General features: G+C 53.2%; 9 protein-coding genes. 3 read left to right on the forward strand and 6 right to left on the reverse strand.

What is annotated here, in order from left to right:
- Positions 1 to 67: 67 nt before the first annotated feature.
- The 6 genes from SH528x_RS18360 to SH528x_RS18385 form a co-directional block, all read right to left on the reverse strand.
- Positions 68 to 4,528 (reverse strand): hypothetical protein, encoded by a 4,461-nt coding sequence (locus tag SH528x_RS18360; protein WP_442511922.1) that lies wholly within the window; start codon positions 4,526 to 4,528, stop codon positions 68 to 70.
- A 610-nt stretch (positions 4,529 to 5,138) separates the two neighbouring features.
- Positions 5,139 to 9,074, reverse strand: coding sequence for a protein kinase domain-containing protein (locus SH528x_RS18365; protein WP_442511923.1), 3,936 nt, complete (start codon positions 9,072 to 9,074; stop codon positions 5,139 to 5,141).
- Between the two features lie 126 nt (positions 9,075 to 9,200).
- Positions 9,201 to 9,767, reverse strand: coding sequence for an RNA polymerase sigma factor (locus SH528x_RS18370; RefSeq protein WP_442511924.1), 567 nt, complete (start codon positions 9,765 to 9,767; stop codon positions 9,201 to 9,203).
- Between the two features lie 289 nt (positions 9,768 to 10,056).
- Positions 10,057 to 12,144, reverse strand: coding sequence for a hypothetical protein (locus tag SH528x_RS18375; protein ID WP_442511925.1), 2,088 nt, complete (start codon positions 12,142 to 12,144; stop codon positions 10,057 to 10,059).
- A 235-nt stretch (positions 12,145 to 12,379) separates the two neighbouring features.
- Positions 12,380 to 12,601 (reverse strand): helix-turn-helix transcriptional regulator, encoded by a 222-nt coding sequence (locus tag SH528x_RS18380; protein ID WP_442511926.1) that lies wholly within the window; start codon positions 12,599 to 12,601, stop codon positions 12,380 to 12,382.
- Positions 12,591 to 12,998 carry a hypothetical protein gene (locus tag SH528x_RS18385; protein ID WP_442511927.1) on the reverse strand — a complete coding sequence of 136 codons (408 nt, stop codon included), beginning with the start codon at positions 12,996 to 12,998 and terminating at the stop codon, positions 12,591 to 12,593. The genes SH528x_RS18380 and SH528x_RS18385 overlap by 11 nt, the downstream gene beginning before the upstream one ends.
- Positions 12,999 to 13,354: 356 nt before the next feature.
- On the opposite strand from SH528x_RS18385, the gene SH528x_RS18390 reads away from it, so the two are divergent.
- The 3 genes from SH528x_RS18390 to SH528x_RS18400 all read left to right on the forward strand — a co-directional run bounded on the left by SH528x_RS18390 (position 13,355) and on the right by SH528x_RS18400 (position 17,837).
- Positions 13,355 to 14,791 (forward strand): serine hydrolase, encoded by a 1,437-nt coding sequence (locus tag SH528x_RS18390; protein WP_442511928.1) that lies wholly within the window; start codon positions 13,355 to 13,357, stop codon positions 14,789 to 14,791.
- 278 nt (positions 14,792 to 15,069) lie between these two features.
- Positions 15,070 to 17,073, forward strand: a complete 2,004-nt coding sequence (locus SH528x_RS18395; RefSeq protein ID WP_442511929.1) for a serine/threonine protein kinase — start codon at positions 15,070 to 15,072, stop codon at positions 17,071 to 17,073.
- Positions 17,070 to 17,837 (forward strand): RNA polymerase sigma factor, encoded by a 768-nt coding sequence (locus tag SH528x_RS18400; RefSeq protein WP_442511930.1) that lies wholly within the window; start codon positions 17,070 to 17,072, stop codon positions 17,835 to 17,837. Before SH528x_RS18395 ends, SH528x_RS18400 begins: the two co-directional genes overlap by 4 nt.
- Positions 17,838 to 17,848: the final 11 nt, after the last annotated feature.

The raw sequence follows: 17,848 nt of genomic DNA on the forward strand, positions 1-17,848 counted from the left end.
ATCTCAGGAACGGCAGCCGACCCACTGTTCACTGTTTGTTAGCAAATCCAATTCGCTTAAGCCCTCGTTACGACTCCCATGTCGCTAAACGGGCGGATAGTTGTTGTAGTTTTCCTTTGTTCTTTTCGATCGACATCAGGGCGACGAGTAGTCCCACTCCTGTTGTGATTCCGAACACCCACCACGGCCAAACTTGATCGATCGAACGTTGCGCGTGCCACACCATGCTGATCACACCAATGAGCACGAAGAAGCTGCCCAAGTACAGGAACGGCCGAACTCGTAAAACGACTCCTGCAGCAATCCCTGCGAGTGCCAACAAGATCAGGATCACCGGCCCCCACAAACTCGATCCAATCTGATGGACGAACATATCCGCAGTGCTGCTGACGTAGATCAGAATTGTCGCGCTGTAGCGAATGGCCGCTAAGAATCGTGCTTCGAGCTGCTCGCGATTCATTTGGGCAACGATCAGTACACAGATCGCCGGCGGAATCAACCAGAACTGCGGATGACTGAAGAAACTCCAACCAGGACGCTGAGCCAAAAGGGACCAGAACGCAGAATTCGCAAACAACACCATCAACACCTTTGGCGGCAACCCGTTCCATAATCGCGACAACCCGATGTAATAGCCAGCGGCGATGGTTAGCAGGATCGTCAACGATGGAATCCCTGGGATAGCACTCGCTATCGATTCTCCTCCGCCGCTCATCAACATCCCAATCGCAGGAATGAGGGGCAGATAAAGACTCGTTTGGCCCAATGTCCCCGCCAATACCGAGTCTCCTCGTCGCTTCAAAAACTCGACCAGTCCCACACTCAAGAACGCGATAAACAAGACAAGGTACGGCCAATACGCTTGAAGCCCAAACAAGGCGAAGTCTCGACGACACAAGAACAAATGCAACCAAGCAAGCAAACCAAGTACCTGGGCCGCGATAATCAATCCACGGCGATAGGAATCCTTCAATTCTAAACGTTGGATGCTTATCCATGCGGCGACGCCGCTTAGCACCGCGATCGTCAGTGCCACACCGATGATCAACGTGAGCGGAAGGTCGCGAATTCCCGTGTAGTCACGAATCACGGATTCTTGAATCAGCATTCCAATCAGCGAGCCGCTCGCGATCACGCCACAAACATAAGCGGCATGATCAAGAGAGCCGCGCCAGCGACTTGTCCAAGCTTCGCCGAACACTCTCGGCATCGCCCACATCAAAGCGGGAAACATCGCGACTGAGACAATGAACCAACGCATCGTTCCACATAGCAACGGGTGCAATTGGCCGCTTACTGGAACACTGGCGGCCATATAAATGGCAAGAAAGACAGTTGCAAATGTAAATCGCTGAAGCGATGTACGGTTCAAACGCTCCGCTAATTCGCTCATTCCAAACGCGGCAATCGCGATCGCCGAAACGAGCAACTGAGAAACTCCGTAGGATGCATCCGACATCATCGAGGCCACGCCAGCGAACCCGGAAACCACCACGCTCGCCATTAGCGGCCAAAGAATTGAATTGCCATGATCCGATGCGGCAGGACTATTGCCAACCGGTCGAACCATCGCAGAACGGTGCAGGCGAACGATCGCCGTCAATCCCATCGCTGCCAAAGCTGACAACGTTGACGCTGCGATCACGGAGACAACGGCTGCATGCCAAGCCGAAAGTCCGGCGAAATGGGTGGCGCTCATGAAGCTGCAACCAATGACGGCGATGGCCACAGTGAGAGAAGCCCCAAGTGTCCACGCGTTCTTACTTCGAACCCAAGTGAGACTGGCAAGAAGAAATATGAACAACGCACGAACCGCAAACAGCAAAAGCTGCTGGGAAGTCTGACCACCGGAATCCAGTCGAATCGTTTCGTGGGCGATTTCAACAGCGACTAGCAGCACCGAGAGCATCGCAAAGCCAACCGTTCCATACGTGTGTGCTTCGTTTTTGATGCGGCTTCGCAACATTAGTGTCGCCTGCCAATACAACATCCAGCCTGTTGTCCAAACGACAATCAACGTTCGCAGTTCATCGATCGACCCACTGGATCGATACCAATTCGCAAACGTCCATCCGCCTCCAAATAGAACCAAGCCACATGCCAAACGCATGCAAGTGTGATGAAGCTGCGACTCCCGTTTTCGTCCCCAAGCAACTCCAATGATAAGTGCCACAATTGAAAGCGAAACGAGTGACAATACGGCGGAGGTCTGCGTGTCAAACACAGGTCCAAGCACAAACGCTGCGATACCACACACGATCGCGATCAGCGAAACAGACAATGTCGAACGATCAAGGCGGTCTTGGCCATTGGCGGCGGAGATCACCGCAACTGCTTCGGAAAAGACAAAAATAGCCACCGCCGACAATTCAAACCACGCAACGAAGTGAAGGTCCCAATAGAGAGCTGCACTGGTCACAACGGCACACGGCACCAAACACAATCCGAGCGATGTTGTTAAATTCATCCCTTCGCTTGTCGTGAGCCACCGTATTGAAACGACCAACCAAACCGCCACAACGATCAACACCGTCGCCGCGTTTTCCGAAACCCATCCGTTATTGATCGAGAGCGCGATCAGCGCGAGAGAGCCACCCAAGTACAGGCTCGCCGCATTGCTCCACTCCGTGAGGATTCGCTGCCGGTTTTCTGTCGAAATTCGCTTCGCCAGCTCTAAGCAAACTGCCAAAACAACTCCGGAAAACACGAGTGAAAGCAACCAGCTTTTTTCATCGCCGAACACCATCGTCGGAACGAGCGTGATGGGGTGGAACAAACTGCACGCCAGAACGGCGGTCAGTACTCCGGCAACGATTGCCGAGAGTCTGCCCGTGCAAGCGGCATAGACACTGCCCGACACAAGGAGTGCCAAAATCGCAATCTGAAGGAAATGGGGAACGATGCCGAACCGTTCATCTCCCGCAAACGCAAGCACGGTCGAATTGATCGCAGTCAGTCCAAACCATGCCGCAGCGACTGCCAATAACGATCGCTCCTCGGCGGTTCCTCGCTTCAATTTTGCTAAGCCAAAGGCGACGGCGGCCAACACGAGTCCCGCGAGCATGGGTTCGCCACCCACAATTCGATGCGTCCAGGGAATCGAGTCCCAAGAAACTTGCCGCATCCAGCTGGTACTACTGAGCACGGCCGCAATTCCCACGGGCAAGCTGGCGATCGCCAACCAAGGAGGACGACGATAGACACTCCACAATCCAACGAAAGCCGACGTTGAAACGATCGCCCACAACCACAACGAAACGATGTCAGACGCCAGTACTGGCAATGCAACAAAGATCAAGCTGCAACATAAAATGCAGATCACTTGACCAACAAACTGGTGCGATGCCAACGTCGACTTCAGCTTGGTCCAGTGTGTACCGACGGCCCATGCTGCGAGCGCGGGTAGGCAGCCAATAAGAAGTGAATTCCCTAGCGGCGAGCCCAGATCACGTCCGATGTAGGCAAATGCAAGCGCGACGGCAATCAATGAGAAAACACTCACACCAAGGAACGACCACTGATGTCGAGAGCCACACGATAGGTAGCGCCGATTCAGGGTGGCAGCCCGGTGAGGCTTTTGAAAACCGATGAGTGCCCCAGCAACCATGAAGCTCGCAGCCGCAACGACGTAACCGGCAGTGTCGCCCAGTGTTCGCAACAGAGCTGGTATCAAAGGAATGATCAACGTAGGGCCCGCAACCGAAACGGCAAATGCGAGTGCTCTTGCGCGTCCGTATAGCGCACGCCCTGTACCAAGCAGCAACACACTATTGATGATGACGCCGATCACAATCGCAATCAGGGTGATGGGCTCCGAAAGCGACACCGCCGCTCGAATGTCCCCCGTCGTTGCTAGTCCTGCCATCACGCTGAGTGGGACCAAAAGTGTCGCGATCAACAGCACTGCTCGACTGGTGTGCCTCAGTTTCCACTTTGCCAATGTGTAGAAACCAGCTAGGAAAATCGCCGCATTCGCAGTCATGAAGATAATGGACGGAACCACACGATGGACCGTCGTCAAAGTACTCCATAAACTCATCACGAGTCCGATCGAGCAGAATACAATCAGAACCCCGGCGACCAATTCTCCCCAACGAATGTTGTGAACCGCCAAAAAGGACGCGACCACCTCGGACCATGCACGTCGATCAGAAAGCGGATAATGCGGAGGCGTGACCGGCGCGACTATTGGACTTGAATCATCGACAAGTTCCGCCGCGACAACCGGCTCACTATCCGGCTGAATGGCAGACGGCGGCGGGATAGGTGCAGCTCCCATCGGCGCCAGCTGCTTCGATTCAATTCGTTCTGCTTTGTCCCATAATTGGGCTGCTTCCTCGCGACTGAGTTGTCCCCGAAATACCAAACGTTCCAAAACTGCGTTAAACCCGTCACGATCGACACGACTGTTAGGAACAGGCGTTGCCCCGACGAGCAACTGATAAAGTTTCGTCAGCAATATCCATGAAAAATGGCCTGCCAGAGTGATCAAACCCCAGCCGAAAAGGATCGAAATAAAGAATTCCACGATTAAGCCATCTGTCCAGAGAAATGGAACAACACCTTCAAATAACCTCCCCGCTCACTCTACAGAGCCCACCAGTGCCCCGGGCGCAGCGCAAGGAATGATGAAATCTACGCCACGATTAGTTTTCGTGTAGAAAATCGACACCGCCACTCGGCTAAGCAGTTAGCCAGGCGTCTGCCCGAAAATTGGCCGTTTTGGCGTTTGCCACGGTTCCGGCGCTGAACCGGAGCTAGCGCCCAAACGAAACGCTGTGAAGCATTTCGTAGCGGAACTCGTCAAGAGTTTGGGGATCCCGGACAGTCAACGAAAGTCTTGATGGCTTGTTGATCTAGTGAGCCGTGACGCGTCAGCGGCCGGGTCCCGCGCGCTACCCGGTGCCTTACGGCCCACGGCTCACCGTTGCGATTTGCATCTGGATTAAATCAACAAGTCGTTGACGACTTCCGCTACGTTAAAACGGCGCAATTCACGGAAGAAAATGCCTCACGGACGTTGTCAGATCGGTTGACGATGATTTTTCTTTCGTGAACGACTGGCTGCTTGAATCGATTCAACCATTGCCGCGTGAATCCTCACTGGATTGAAAAACTAGCTTGTCGTCAGTTGGCTGCTAACCCTGCTCGGCTAAAAACTCCTCCGCGGGTTTGTCATTGATGGTCTTCAGCGTCTTGATCTTCTTGAGCGGTCCGTAGTCTTCAACAAAGGTATTGCGCACATTGATGGTTTCGAGTGGCATCTTTTCTAAAGGCGATAAGTCGCTGACGGCTACGAGCGAAAGACTGAGCTCGCGTAGCGGCAACTCTGCGATCGGACGGAGGTCCGCCAGTGGATTCCCACCAATGCTCAGACTCTCAATCGCCAAGCCCTTCAGAGGCGAAAGATCGTAGAGGCTTGGACCTCCGATGTTATTGAAGGCAGTGATCGACAATTTGGTCATAGGCAGCACTCGAAATGGTGACAAGTCACGCAGCTTGCTTCCGGACCAGATTTTCAGCAATCCGTTTTCGAAGGAGATGCGTTGATCACCAGGTTGGATGCCCTGGGCCGTGAAACCTCCCATTTCATAATCTGGATTGAGTTTGGCGAGCCGAGGAGCGATCCAGCTGAAAATCTCAGCGGAGGAAAGCGATGACGCAACTTTGGCAAACTCGTCGAATTCCCTTCGCATCGAAGCACGCTGCACAAGGAATTCATCTTTGGGAATCCCGTTGATCGTTTCCAACGAGTCGATTTCGGCGAATACTTTGTCGGCGGCGATGTTGTAAAGTACCACCTCCGCATCCAATTGCTTCAATTGCAGTTCACGCAACGGCGTAAAATCAGTCACACTTGATCCACGAATATCGAGCGACTGCAAGGACTTGATCACTTGCAGTGGCCAGATCTGGTGAACCGACCAAGCATCGATAATGCACTGTGTTGGCTGCGGTCCTTTGGGCGTTAGCTCGATGGCCAACTTGGCCGAACGGGTTACCTCAACACCATGATTCGCTAACTCAGCAATCTTCGCTACGACGGCGTTAACGCGAAACTGTGTTGGTAGTTTTTCTGCGGAGTCAAGAAACTCCTTCGTTTCGGCCGGCGTCGAAATCATCAGGCCGCGCTGCGCTCGCATACTTTCGGGTAGCGACTTGATCGGTGTGGCATCACGGAGTTTTCTCTGATCGATGAAAAATCGATCGGCGGAATGACCATTGATCGTCAATTTCGGACCAAGGAAGCGGACCACCATTTCGTGCTCGGGAGCGTAGTCCAGAGTCAACGATTTTAGTGGCATGCCTCGGAGCGGTTCCAAGTCCGTCAGTGGGTTGGGAACGGGGCCCCAATTATTCCAACGGTATTGGTCCGAAGCGTGTCCACCAAGTTGAATTCCCAAGACTTCGAGCGGCATGCCCTTGAGTACGGAAATGTCTCGAATGGGCGTTTCGTTCACATTCAAACTTTCCAACTCGAGGCCTCGCAGTGCGTCCAAGTTCTCGACCGGACACCCTGCAATACTCAGTTTTCGCAGACTTTCCTGTGCGATTGGCTCGATGTCGGAAACCGGATTGGACCACACGTGACACTCACGGATTGATATCCCACGTAGTGGACTCAAATCATCCACCGCACAAGAAAATAACGACAACGATTCCAATTCTGGTTGGGCAATCGGAGCCAAATCAGCAACCATCGATCGTAGCGAAACCGAACGGAGCGGGAGGCCTTTCAAAGGCGACAAATCAAATAACTCGTCTTCTCCGGAAACATCAAGTCTCGAGAAAGGTAAGACTCGAAGTGGCGAGAGATCGCGTAACCCACCGCAAAAGCGGGCATGCACAAAATAGCCGCCCTCTTGTTTCACATATCCAATCAAATCTTGAGAGGACACGCCTTGCGTGACCAGTCGAACAGGGCTTCCGGGATTCAGTCGCGTCAACATCTGATTGACCCAATCGACAACTGGTTCGGTTGGCAAAGACTTTGCGGCTGCTGCAAATTCGTCAATTTCTGTCCGCAATGCGGCGCGATTGGAAAGGTATTCCAGAGCAGGTTGCGCGTTGATCGTTTTCAGGGTCTTGATGAATTTCAGTTGGGCATCGGCAAGCGGATTGTAAACAGCCGTACTGACCTGGATACTTTCCAGAGGCAATTTTTGGATCGCCCCAAAGTCCGTCACGCTGGCTTTGGCAACGTCTATCGTCCGAAGGGTATCCATTGCCATCAACGGCCAGATATGACGAAACCCTGGTGCAACGATCTTGACTGTGGAAATATCATCATTGAACTCGACTGAGCCCCCAAACTTAAAATGGGATTTCAGTTCTGCCTCGACCGCTTTAGCGCGGAGCTTTGGTTTAAGTGATTTCCACATGGCGATCTTCTCGCGTTGTTCTGGCGTCAACTCGAGTTCGCCTGCCCCCGCAGAAGCCCTCGGATTGCCGCTGTTGACGACGTTCGATGGTGCCTCCCACCAGACCTCAACCGTTTGCGTCTCGCCGTTGCGGATCACAAATCGGTTGGTTTCCGTCTTCAGCCCGTCGGAGGAATTGAGCACAAAGCGGTACTCCCCTTCAGGTAAAAGACTTGGCTTCGATTCGTCATACTGAACATTCACCTGTTTGCCAGTCTTCGTGTTTTCGACGGTGAACGCACCTTGTTTGAAACGGGTTGAAAAGTCTTCCCCAGTTGTTTTGATCACCAACGTGCCGTTGGAAGTTTCGACTTTAAACAGGACACCATTGGCCCACAAAAAACCAAAGAACAGCAAGCCAACCAGCGCTCCAGCAGCGATGCCCGTTCGAATCCATGGTGGGGCGACCGACGTTGCCGGTGACGTTGCGGCTGACGTTTCGACACTTTCAGTTGCCGCCGACTTTGTGGTCAATCGATATTCGATGAGGGCTAGGCGATCTGCGACGTCCTGCGCTGATTGCGGGCGTGCCTCCGGATCTTTGGAGAGCAAATGCATGATCAAATCGGCGAATTCGCTATCCATACCCGGTGTGCGTTGCTGGATTGGCTTTGGTTCCGCTTTGGCGACGGCCATCAGCACCGACGTGACGTTCTTTCCGCGAAACGGCGTCTTGCCGCTGACCATGCGATAGAGCACGCTTCCGAGACTAAATAAGTCACTGCGGTGATCGACTTCCTCGCCCAACGCCTGTTCAGGAGCCATGTAGCGAGGTGTTCCAACTACCACGCCCGTGCGAGTGAATCCAGCGTCTCGCTCGATTTCGCGGGCCAGACCAAAGTCGAGAATCTTGACGCGAGCGTCGCCATCGACGAGCCATAGATTGTCTGGTTTGATGTCACGATGGATCAAGTTGCTGCGGTGTGCCGCGGAGAGTCCTTCTGCAATCTGATGCCCAATCCTGACTGCCCTTAGTTCGTCCATTGCCCCTTCGCGAACCAATGTCTCTTCCATCGATTCCCCCTTCAGAAGAGGCATCGCGATGAAGGGGACGTCTCGATCTCGACCGACCTGATAGATGGCGACGATGTTCTCATGTTCGATCGCCGCTGCTGCTTGAGCTTCACGCAGAAAACGATCCGCTGCATCGGTATGGTGGACGGCGCTGGGTTTGATTACCTTTAACGCCACCATTCGCCGCAGTTCGATATCTTCGGCGCGGAACACCATTCCCATTCCGCCTGTCCCCAAGACTTCGAGCACCCGATAACCGCCCAAGCGTCCCAGTTCCGCTGGGCTCTCGGCGTCACGCAACAAGGTTGCGAACTGAGTGTCGCCTTGACCGATGCCCGTACCGATACCTGTACCGTCCGTCGTTTCTGAACCGTCGTTCGTTTCTGAATTGGCATTGGCGTGATCCGCCTGAATACGCTGAATCAAATCATCGACGACATCGGCATGTTCGTCGGGCCCACGATCCGAATCTGCAAAAGCCTGAGTGAGCTCGTCCATCGGACTAAGCGTGTCCGCAAGGGCGCCACAGGCTTCGCACGCTTCCAAATGACTTTCTACCAACTCCGAATTTTCGGGGGTTAATTGGCCGAGTACGTATCGACCGAGGGTGTCATTATTGGGGCAGTCTTTAACAGGCATAGCGTCAATCCAGTTGTAAAATGAGGCCCAGAGATCATCGTCTGGAGCCAGGCCGCCCAGGCGGACGAAGAGCGTCTAATGTAAGTACGTGCCATGGGAGCGAAACATTTCAGACGTTTCGGAGATTCAATCCAGAAGACCTGCGAGTTCTTGACGCAAACGTTTTAGCACACGGCACTTAGCGACGCGAACGGCGTTTGCAGATATGCCCAGTTCTCGCCCCGCATCTGCGGCTGACTGACCTTCGGCCACATACTTCCAACAAGCCTGCCATGTTAGCGGTTCGAATTCTGTCTCCATCAATTGCCGGGCTCGACTCATTAAGAATGCCCGATACTCTCGTTCTTCGAGAAAATCTTCGGAAGCGAAAGAATCGGGAATCTCCTCGGCAATACCCTCGGGCCCCAGCGTATTGAACTTGGCCCGTCGCCAATAGTCAGTCGCTTGATTGCGAACGATCGTGATCAACCAAGCCCGAAAGCGACGTGATGGGTCGTATTCGAATTCGGGCAACTTGACTAACAACTTGGCAAAAACGGCTTGCACGAGGTCGGAGGAATCAGCGGAGGTGAAACCGTTGTTTCGGGCCCAGCGATAGATCAGTGGCGTGTACAGAAACACAAACCGTCGCCATGCATCCTCTGCATTGGGCTTTCGCAATCGCCTTAACAGACTGGCGGAAGTTGAATCCATACGATTTACTCAGGAGTAGCCGAATCAGTGCGTGTTGGGAGACATCTAGTTCACTTCCGCAATCTGCTGTCCCCGCCAGCTCACTCAGCCAGCTCGCTAATGCCATCGGGATCAACCACTCCTCACGGCGGAGAACCCAAGGATGACGGAAAACGTGTTAGGGGGTTTTGGTACCCTTCTGTCCACCCGCATTGTTTACCATAAGCCATGTCACTGAGTCAAATCCTTGCGTTACACATCGTCCCCATACGGCGGGTAAGGAACACGACTGTCTGTCCGTGGTGATTGGCTATTTCCGTATGTACACGTTGCCCGTCACCACGAAGTGACTGACGCTGATTGTGCCTTGGATCGATTGAATTCCGATGTGCTCAATCGCTTTGAGTTCGGTGCCAAGATCAATGGCCTGCTGATTGTTGAGTGTAGCGGAACTTTGGCCGTCGCGTCTGCGTACCGTCACCAGTATCCACTCAGATGACTTTTCCTCCAATTCGCTTCGATGTTCCGTGCCCCGAAAAACCAATCTGGCTTGTGTCCCCACATTCGAAATGTCGAACACCGAATCACCCACCGTTAAGCGACAAGTGGCGTTATCCGCAACCCGCAGTCTGACGTTGACAACAAAATCCGCTCCGTCGTGTGGCAAGACGCTCGCGTTCATCACGCCATCCTCAATCGCTGCGAGCACAACTCGATTTTCTTCGTCCGATTTCCACTCTGCCGCTTTCGCAGTACTTGAGTAGGTCTTGCCACGGCAGACTTGAGGCGAGACTATCCAGTTCATGTCGTTCGTTGGCGGAGCGTTCTTCGAAGCAAGATCGGCCGCGTGCCGATTTTCTTCAGAAGGGAGCTTCACTTCACCAATTGTCAGATCGCCGAGATTGATTGCGTCAGTTAGGTCGCCATCAGAAATCTCCGATTCAGATTTTGCCCGTGTAGTCGGCGCGGACTCTTCGGAGTTCAAAGATGGTTTTGCGTCTGCGTCTCTCTTTGGGTCGTTTGGCTCTCGCGATTTGTCCTTGATGTTTTTACCGGTCTTTCTGGCGGTTTTGTTGTAGTCGCGTTGCCATATCTCTTCGTTGGCTAGGTGACCTGAAATCAGCGTGTCTGGATTGGTGATGATCGACGTCACCAAGAAGGTCCCATCGGCCAGTAGTTCAATGTGGCCACGCATCGATAAATTCATCACCTTGCCCGTGGGAAGATTTCGCTTGCCGGTTTCGATATAGTTGACCAATCGAAAATCGGCTCCTGCGTCTCCCATTTCCAGCGACAGAATTTTCTTACCCACGGCATGGTCGCCAGTGGGCGAGTACTCAATCTCTAGGTAGCCGACAACCGGCAGGTTGGGCTGGTAGTACTGATAGGCGGACCAATGAAGCAACTCGCCACGAAAATTCCGGGGCGTGATTTTGATGCCGTGAATCGTGGATGCCGCCAGCGTTTGGAATTCTGTTTTTACAAATGCTCGAATCGAATCACTCACGTCTTTCCAATCGAACAGCGACTCGAACGCAGCAATATCTTTGTTCGCGATCGAATCGCTTGCACGATCAATCAGACGCTTTTCCTTGCCGTCGGGAAAGTCGACCGGCAAGAGAATGTTGGGCACATCTTCGAAGTACGAAGAAAAACGATTGATCAGGGTAACGCCCGGTTCCGCATTCTGTTGACGTTCTAGCTGTGTGTAGGGTCGCGTAAAATGGTCCGTCGTGCGAACCGGGACTGAGCTCATCGGCGGAGCGTCTCCTTCGACACACAATCGCACCCACCACACGCCACGCATCTGTTGCTCGTCGTCAAACCGAGTGAATCGGCGGAAGTAGACATTGGGAGGCAAGTTACCCGACTTGAGGATTTCTCTCAGTTGCGTGCGAACTGAATCAACCACATGCGGCTCGCCAATGAACTTCTCAATCGCATCGCGAGTCTCTTGCTCAGTGATGGGCGGTTGCCGAAGGCCAACAGGACTTTCCAGTGATGTGTGATTGAATTGGGCGATCGCGTCGTTCAACGAACGCTTTGGGAGGTTCTCTGACTCGACAATGCAATGCGGGTAGCGAATCTCAATTTGGGCGGCCGGCGAAACGCTTGCTCCAACGATCAAGGCTAATGACATTGCCGCAGCACGTCGTGGAATCGAAGGACTTGATGATTGCTTAAAGACGATCTTGAGAGAGTCTGAATCGGTGATCGCCTGAAGGGTTCGCAGTAGCCGCGAACCGCCAACGATCCACAACCCGAACGCGAGCATCGTTTTCAAAAACATTTCTGACCAATCGACGGTTGTAAGGTTCACGGTGGTACGTGCCAGATAACGCCGACTTACAGCCAGCGACTCACGCACTTTGCGATCCTCTATTGGATCCGCATTCACCGCAATTCCCAAAAGCGGAGTTCGAGCTCAGTGGGATGTTCCGGGTCTGGTCTCGCCATCATCGTATTTGCTGAGTTCTGTCTCCAGGTAACTTGAATTTAGGGGCAAGGGAGGAGAGCGTCAACGAAATGTCGAGTGCGATAGAAACAAAGGAGCAGCTTACGACTGCGTTGCTTTTCGTAGCCGGCGACAGTTCGCCTCGATTAAGCACAACTTGATTTCCAGAATCGCCACGTTATTCGTCGAGAGTAAATACTTCTTCCACCGCGAGACCAAAAACTCTTGCGATCCGAATTGCCAGCGGCAAGGATGGCGTGTAGGCACTCGACTCCATCGCAACGATCGTTTGCCGAGTGACGCCAACTTCGTCAGCCAAAGCCTGTTGGGTCAAGCCGGAACGCGTTGTTCGTAGTTCTCGCACCTTGTTCCGCAGTTTCGGTTCCGATTTACGCGGCACGATGACTGCCTCGGTAGAAATGCAATGCAATGGCGCCCTTTACTCCGTAGCAAACGACAAACTGCATCCAGACCACGGCAAAAACGTACTTCGTAGGAACGTCCAGTTCGTGGTAGCTATGCCACATCGCGATCGCAATAAGCGAGAGGAATAAGAACACCCACGCGGTTCCAAACCCGTAGAACTTAGAGCGAAGTTCGATATCTTGATCGCGTTCGTCACTTAGAATCTTGTCGCCGCGGCGAATCATGAACAGCGGTGCGAGTCCAAGGAGTCCGAGCAGCCCAAATCCCGCCGTCGCTCGGTCGCCAAACCACGGGTAAAGAATCAGAACCGAAGTTAACGCCAAAATGGAGACACTCAGTTCGGTCCACGCAACCTTCTGTAACGCGTTCATAACAAGTCTCCGCAGGGCAACTGTTTACCGGGTTCCAACTACGCTATGAATGTATGATATACTTTACATGTGCGATGTCAAGTTTATTTGTCAGTGACGAGTGTCGCCAAAGCCGTTCGTGCTTCTGCCCCCATTTCTCGGCAAGGTGTGGCGATCGATTTGGTTGATGCGTGCAAGTTGCGTCGCGATAGCAGCGAGACGTGACGCGGTGTACGATGCAGCCGCATTGTGGACAATCTGCTCTAATTCAAAAATTATCGAATTAGCGTGTAATGTTTTGCTCTCTGAGGCAACCAATCATGTTACACGGGCCGTCCGTCTACACGTCGAATTTTTCTTCAACCGGAATTCCCAGCATGAGATACGTCTCCTTTGTTTCTAAATCGCTTGTCGTTTTGAGAGTGTTTCTAGCCACTGGCATTAGCTCGACTGCTTTTGCTCAATCGCAGACGACGGAGATGGCCGAAAAACTTGGCGAAATTTGCCGCAAGCATGATGTGCCGGCGATGACCGCCGCAGTCGTCAACGTGGACGGCTTGGTGAAAGCGGATTGTTTTGGTATTCGCAAACGGGGAACGTCAGACAAGGTTGAGTTGTCTGATCGGTTTCCGATTGGATCATGCACCAAGTCGATGACGGCGACTTTGGCAGCAGTCATGGTCGATGCGGGTAAGATCCAATGGGAAACAACCTTGGGAGACGTTTGGCCCAAAGCCTCTGACGACGCCATTCATCCGAAACTACGCACAGTAACGCTTGATGAGTTGCTTTCGCATCAAAGTGGACTGCCCGAGAATGTTTCCGATGTTTCCGCTGGCGCCTGGGCGAGTTTTTTTGACGAGAAGCAATCGCCGACATTGGAGCGCAGACGCATGCTCAAGCTGGTGCTTTCCAAAGCACCGTCACTGCCTCGGGGGAAGTTCGCCTACTCGAATCTCGGTTACGCGATCGCCTCGGCGATGTTGGAAACGCGCGCTGGTGAGTCGTTCGAGTCGCTCATGAAGAAACACGTGTTCGATCCGCTCGAAATGCGTTCGGCAGACTTTCGTTCGATGGCATCCGCAAAGCAACTTCAGCAGCCACTGCTGTGGGGCCATCAGGCCGACGGTGGCGAGCCCGTCGATCCAAGAATCGTGGGATCCGAAAACCCAACGGTCTATGCCGCGGCGGGAACGGTTCACGTGTCCATCGAAGACTACGCAAAGTATTCGCGGTGGCATTTGGCGGGCAAGCCATCGCCGGTGCTTCGATCACAGAACTCCTTTGATCATCTCCACAAGCCCCAAGTCGACTATACCCTACCTGGTGCAAAGTACGGATGTGGTTGGATCATGACGGACACCGGGCTTGGTCCCGCGCTGAACCACGCGGGAAGCAATACGAATTGCTTTGCCTTGATTTGGGTTTTGCCCGAATCCAATTTCGCGGCCGTGGTGTACACGAACTCGGGGCAATCACAGGCGTTCCCCGCTTGCGACGCAATGATGAGTCACCTGATGATGGAACACGCTGCCAAGAATACCAAAACGGAGGGGATCCCTCCGGAGCGTCTGGTCGGCCGATATCAATTGACACCCAACTTTATCTTTGACGTGAACCTCAAAGACGGTCACTTGATGGTTGGTATCACGAACCAGCCGACGCAGGAGGTATTCGCTGACTCACCAACGAAATGGTCATACCGAGGTGTTGATGCACAGCTAGAGTTTCATCTCCGAGCCGCCGGCCCTGCCTACGCCCTTACACTGCACCAAAACGGCGCTGCCCAAAAAGCAAAGCGGATTCGTGATTAAGTGTATCGACGTTTGGTTGTGACTGACCCGCGACAGCCACACTGTTCTACTTTTGGACGAAATGGAGTTCGCTCGTCGACAAGGCTGGCAAAGTGCAGCTTGCGTTCGGCAAATCGCCGTATAAACGGTCTTCAAATTCCAATTCTCGTTAAACCAGGAATACAGTACTCACCATCTTTTTGGCGATTTTTCGTACAAATCACGTTATGTCACCCTCGCGATTCCTCAAGTACTCCGGTAGCTGCGATACTTTACAGTAACAGGTGACTGAGGCATTGATGACCAACGAAACGACAAACTTCCCCACAACTGACACGCCTCGATGTCCACAATGTGGGTCGTCAATCGCGGCGGATTCACTCGGCGGATTGTGTCCACGTTGCTTGCTTTTTCAGGCAGCCATGGACACGGATGATGGTGAAGATTCATCGACACGTCCTGCGCCACCGGACATCGAAGCGGTTCGAGCGGCGTTTCCCCAACTGGAAGTTATCGAACTGATTGGTCAAGGCGGAATGGGGTCCGTTTACAAGGCGCGGCAGAAGTCGCTCGATCGGTTTGTCGCCATCAAACTATTGACTCGGCGATCGATTGGCCAGAACGACTTTGAAGCTCGCTTTACACGCGAATCACGGGCGCTGGCTGAGTTAAATCATCCCCACATCGTTACAATTCACGATTTTGGCCAGGCCGATGGCTTCTACTTTCTGTTGATGGAGTACGTCGATGGAGTGAATCTTCGTCAAGCCATGAATGCGGGCCGAATGTCGCCTGCACAGGCGTTGGCGATCGTGCCACCCGTCTGTGAGGCGCTGACGTTTGCCCATAGCCGAGGCATTGTTCATCGTGACATCAAACCTGAAAACCTGCTGTTGGACCGCGAAGGTCATGTGAAGATCGCCGATTTCGGTATCGCTAGGATTGTTCGATTACCGATTGATGAGAACGCAGAAAGTACCGATTCGGGCGAGCGTCAACCGAGTTCCGATGTGCAGCTAACTGGCGATGTCATATTGGGTACGCCCAATTACATGGCACCGGAACAGATGCGGGAGCCTGGCACCGTCGATCAACGAGCGGATGTCTACTCGCTGGGCGTGGTGTTGTACGAAATGCTCACAGGCGAATTGCCGCGCGGGATTTTTGAAATGCCATCGCGCAGGGTTCAAGTCGATGTGCGGCTGGACGAGATCGTGCTGAGAGCGCTTGACCGTAACCCTGAATTGCGATGGCCAACGACAGAGGCACTCAAGGCTCAATTGGAAACACTTTCGGTCTCCGACGAACATCACGTTGCAGCGGCCGCCCGACCTCGGGAGACTTCGCCCCACCGGGGTTTTACGTTCGCTGCAACGAGTGTTATTTTATTCATGTCGGCCGCAGTATTCATGATCGTGTTCCTCTCGTTACTGGGGATAGACTCACGATTCCTAGCCGCAGCCATGCTGTTGGGTGTTCCGATGTCGTTGGCAGCGGCATTCTTCACGTTAATGTGGGATGATTCGCTCGCGGAACGAGCCACTGCATTAAGTACGACTCGTAAATATCGACCGTTACATTGGATCGCGTGGACTGGGGCGTTACTGGCTGTGCCCGTCGGTGGATTCGGTTTCTTTGTTCTTCTGGCGGTCCTTGACGACCCAAGCTGGAATCCAATACTGATCGAAGCCATTATTTCTATCACAGCTTGGATCGGCACAATCACGTTGCCTCTATCCGCTTGGTGGCTGTTCCGAATGGCACGCCATCCAGGGGTGGAGAATTCTGCGTCGGCAAGCGTATCAAGCCGAAACCGTATGGCATCTGCCATGGGTACAGTCGCGATTGTGCTGGCCATCGCGTTTCCGACGCTAGGATTAAGGTATCACTTCGCAACGGAGTCACAACAGCTCCATGACCAGAGTCAAGCATTAAGCCGCCTGACCGCTCAACTGAACTCAGCATTGGCTTCGCAGGTGATCTTGAAACAGACGCGTACTGGCGATAGCGACATTGAATTGGCAGAGTTGGAAGCGAGAATCGAGGCAACGACACAAGAGCTCAAAGTTCAGCGATCGCTACCAGCATTTGGCAGTATGGGAACTGCACTGAAGTGCTTGGTTGTCGGCATTCTGTTGGGTGTCTGCGGTGCCGCGATATTGATTTGCAATTCGGTGAAAAGCGGAGCGTGGAGAGTGGTACTGGTTGCGTTGACCAGCATTTTTATCATTGGCATCGGAGCCATCGTATTGGCATTGATGGTTTGGAGTTTCTCGCACGTAATTCCCGATAACCGAATATGACGCATTCGTCCGAATTTGACGACGAGAAGAAACCACAATTTGCGACTACCCAGTGGACGCGAATTGTTGCTGCGCGTGGCACGTCGGCTGAAGCGCGTGAGGCACTTGGCGAGCTATGCACCGCATACTACCGACCTGTCGAAGCATTCATTCGGAAGTCGTGTCGATCGCCACAGGATGCTTGTGACCTAACGCAAGACTTCTTCGCACGCGTTCTTGTCGGCAAGGGCTTCGAGAACGCGGAACCGACCCGAGGGAGATTTCGATCTTACCTGCTTGGTTGTGTTAAGCATTTTCTCAGTGATGTCAATGATCGTCGGATGGCGGCTAAGCGAGGTGCGGGAAAGACACCTCTGTCGATGCACGCGTCGGTGTCTGACGAGAATGAGCAGCGTGAACAGGCAGTCATCGATCCAGACGGATTCCCGCCAGATGCCTACTTCGACCGCCAATGGGCGGTTGAAATTCTTGATCGCGTATTGTCGTCGCTGCAGATACAACATCAGCATGCTGGTAAGACGGAAGAGTTTGAGTTGCTTCGACCCTGCCTAACTGGCGATTCAGCGATGCAGACATCGAGTGAGCTTGGCGAGCAATTGGGCCTTTCTGCTGAAGCCGCAGCAATGGCGGTTCTTCGCTTGCGAAAGCGATTTCGTGCGGCCGTTAAAGCAGAAATATCAGTGACCGTGGGTGACCAGGACGAGATCCGAGCGGAATTAGACTATCTGATCCAAGCTCTATCCCTCGCACACGAGGCCGACTAACGAGCAAAGCA

It is taken from the genome of Novipirellula methanifontis (genome assembly GCF_052161655.1).
In the GTDB taxonomy this organism is placed as follows: Bacteria; Planctomycetota; Planctomycetia; order Pirellulales; family Pirellulaceae; genus Novipirellula.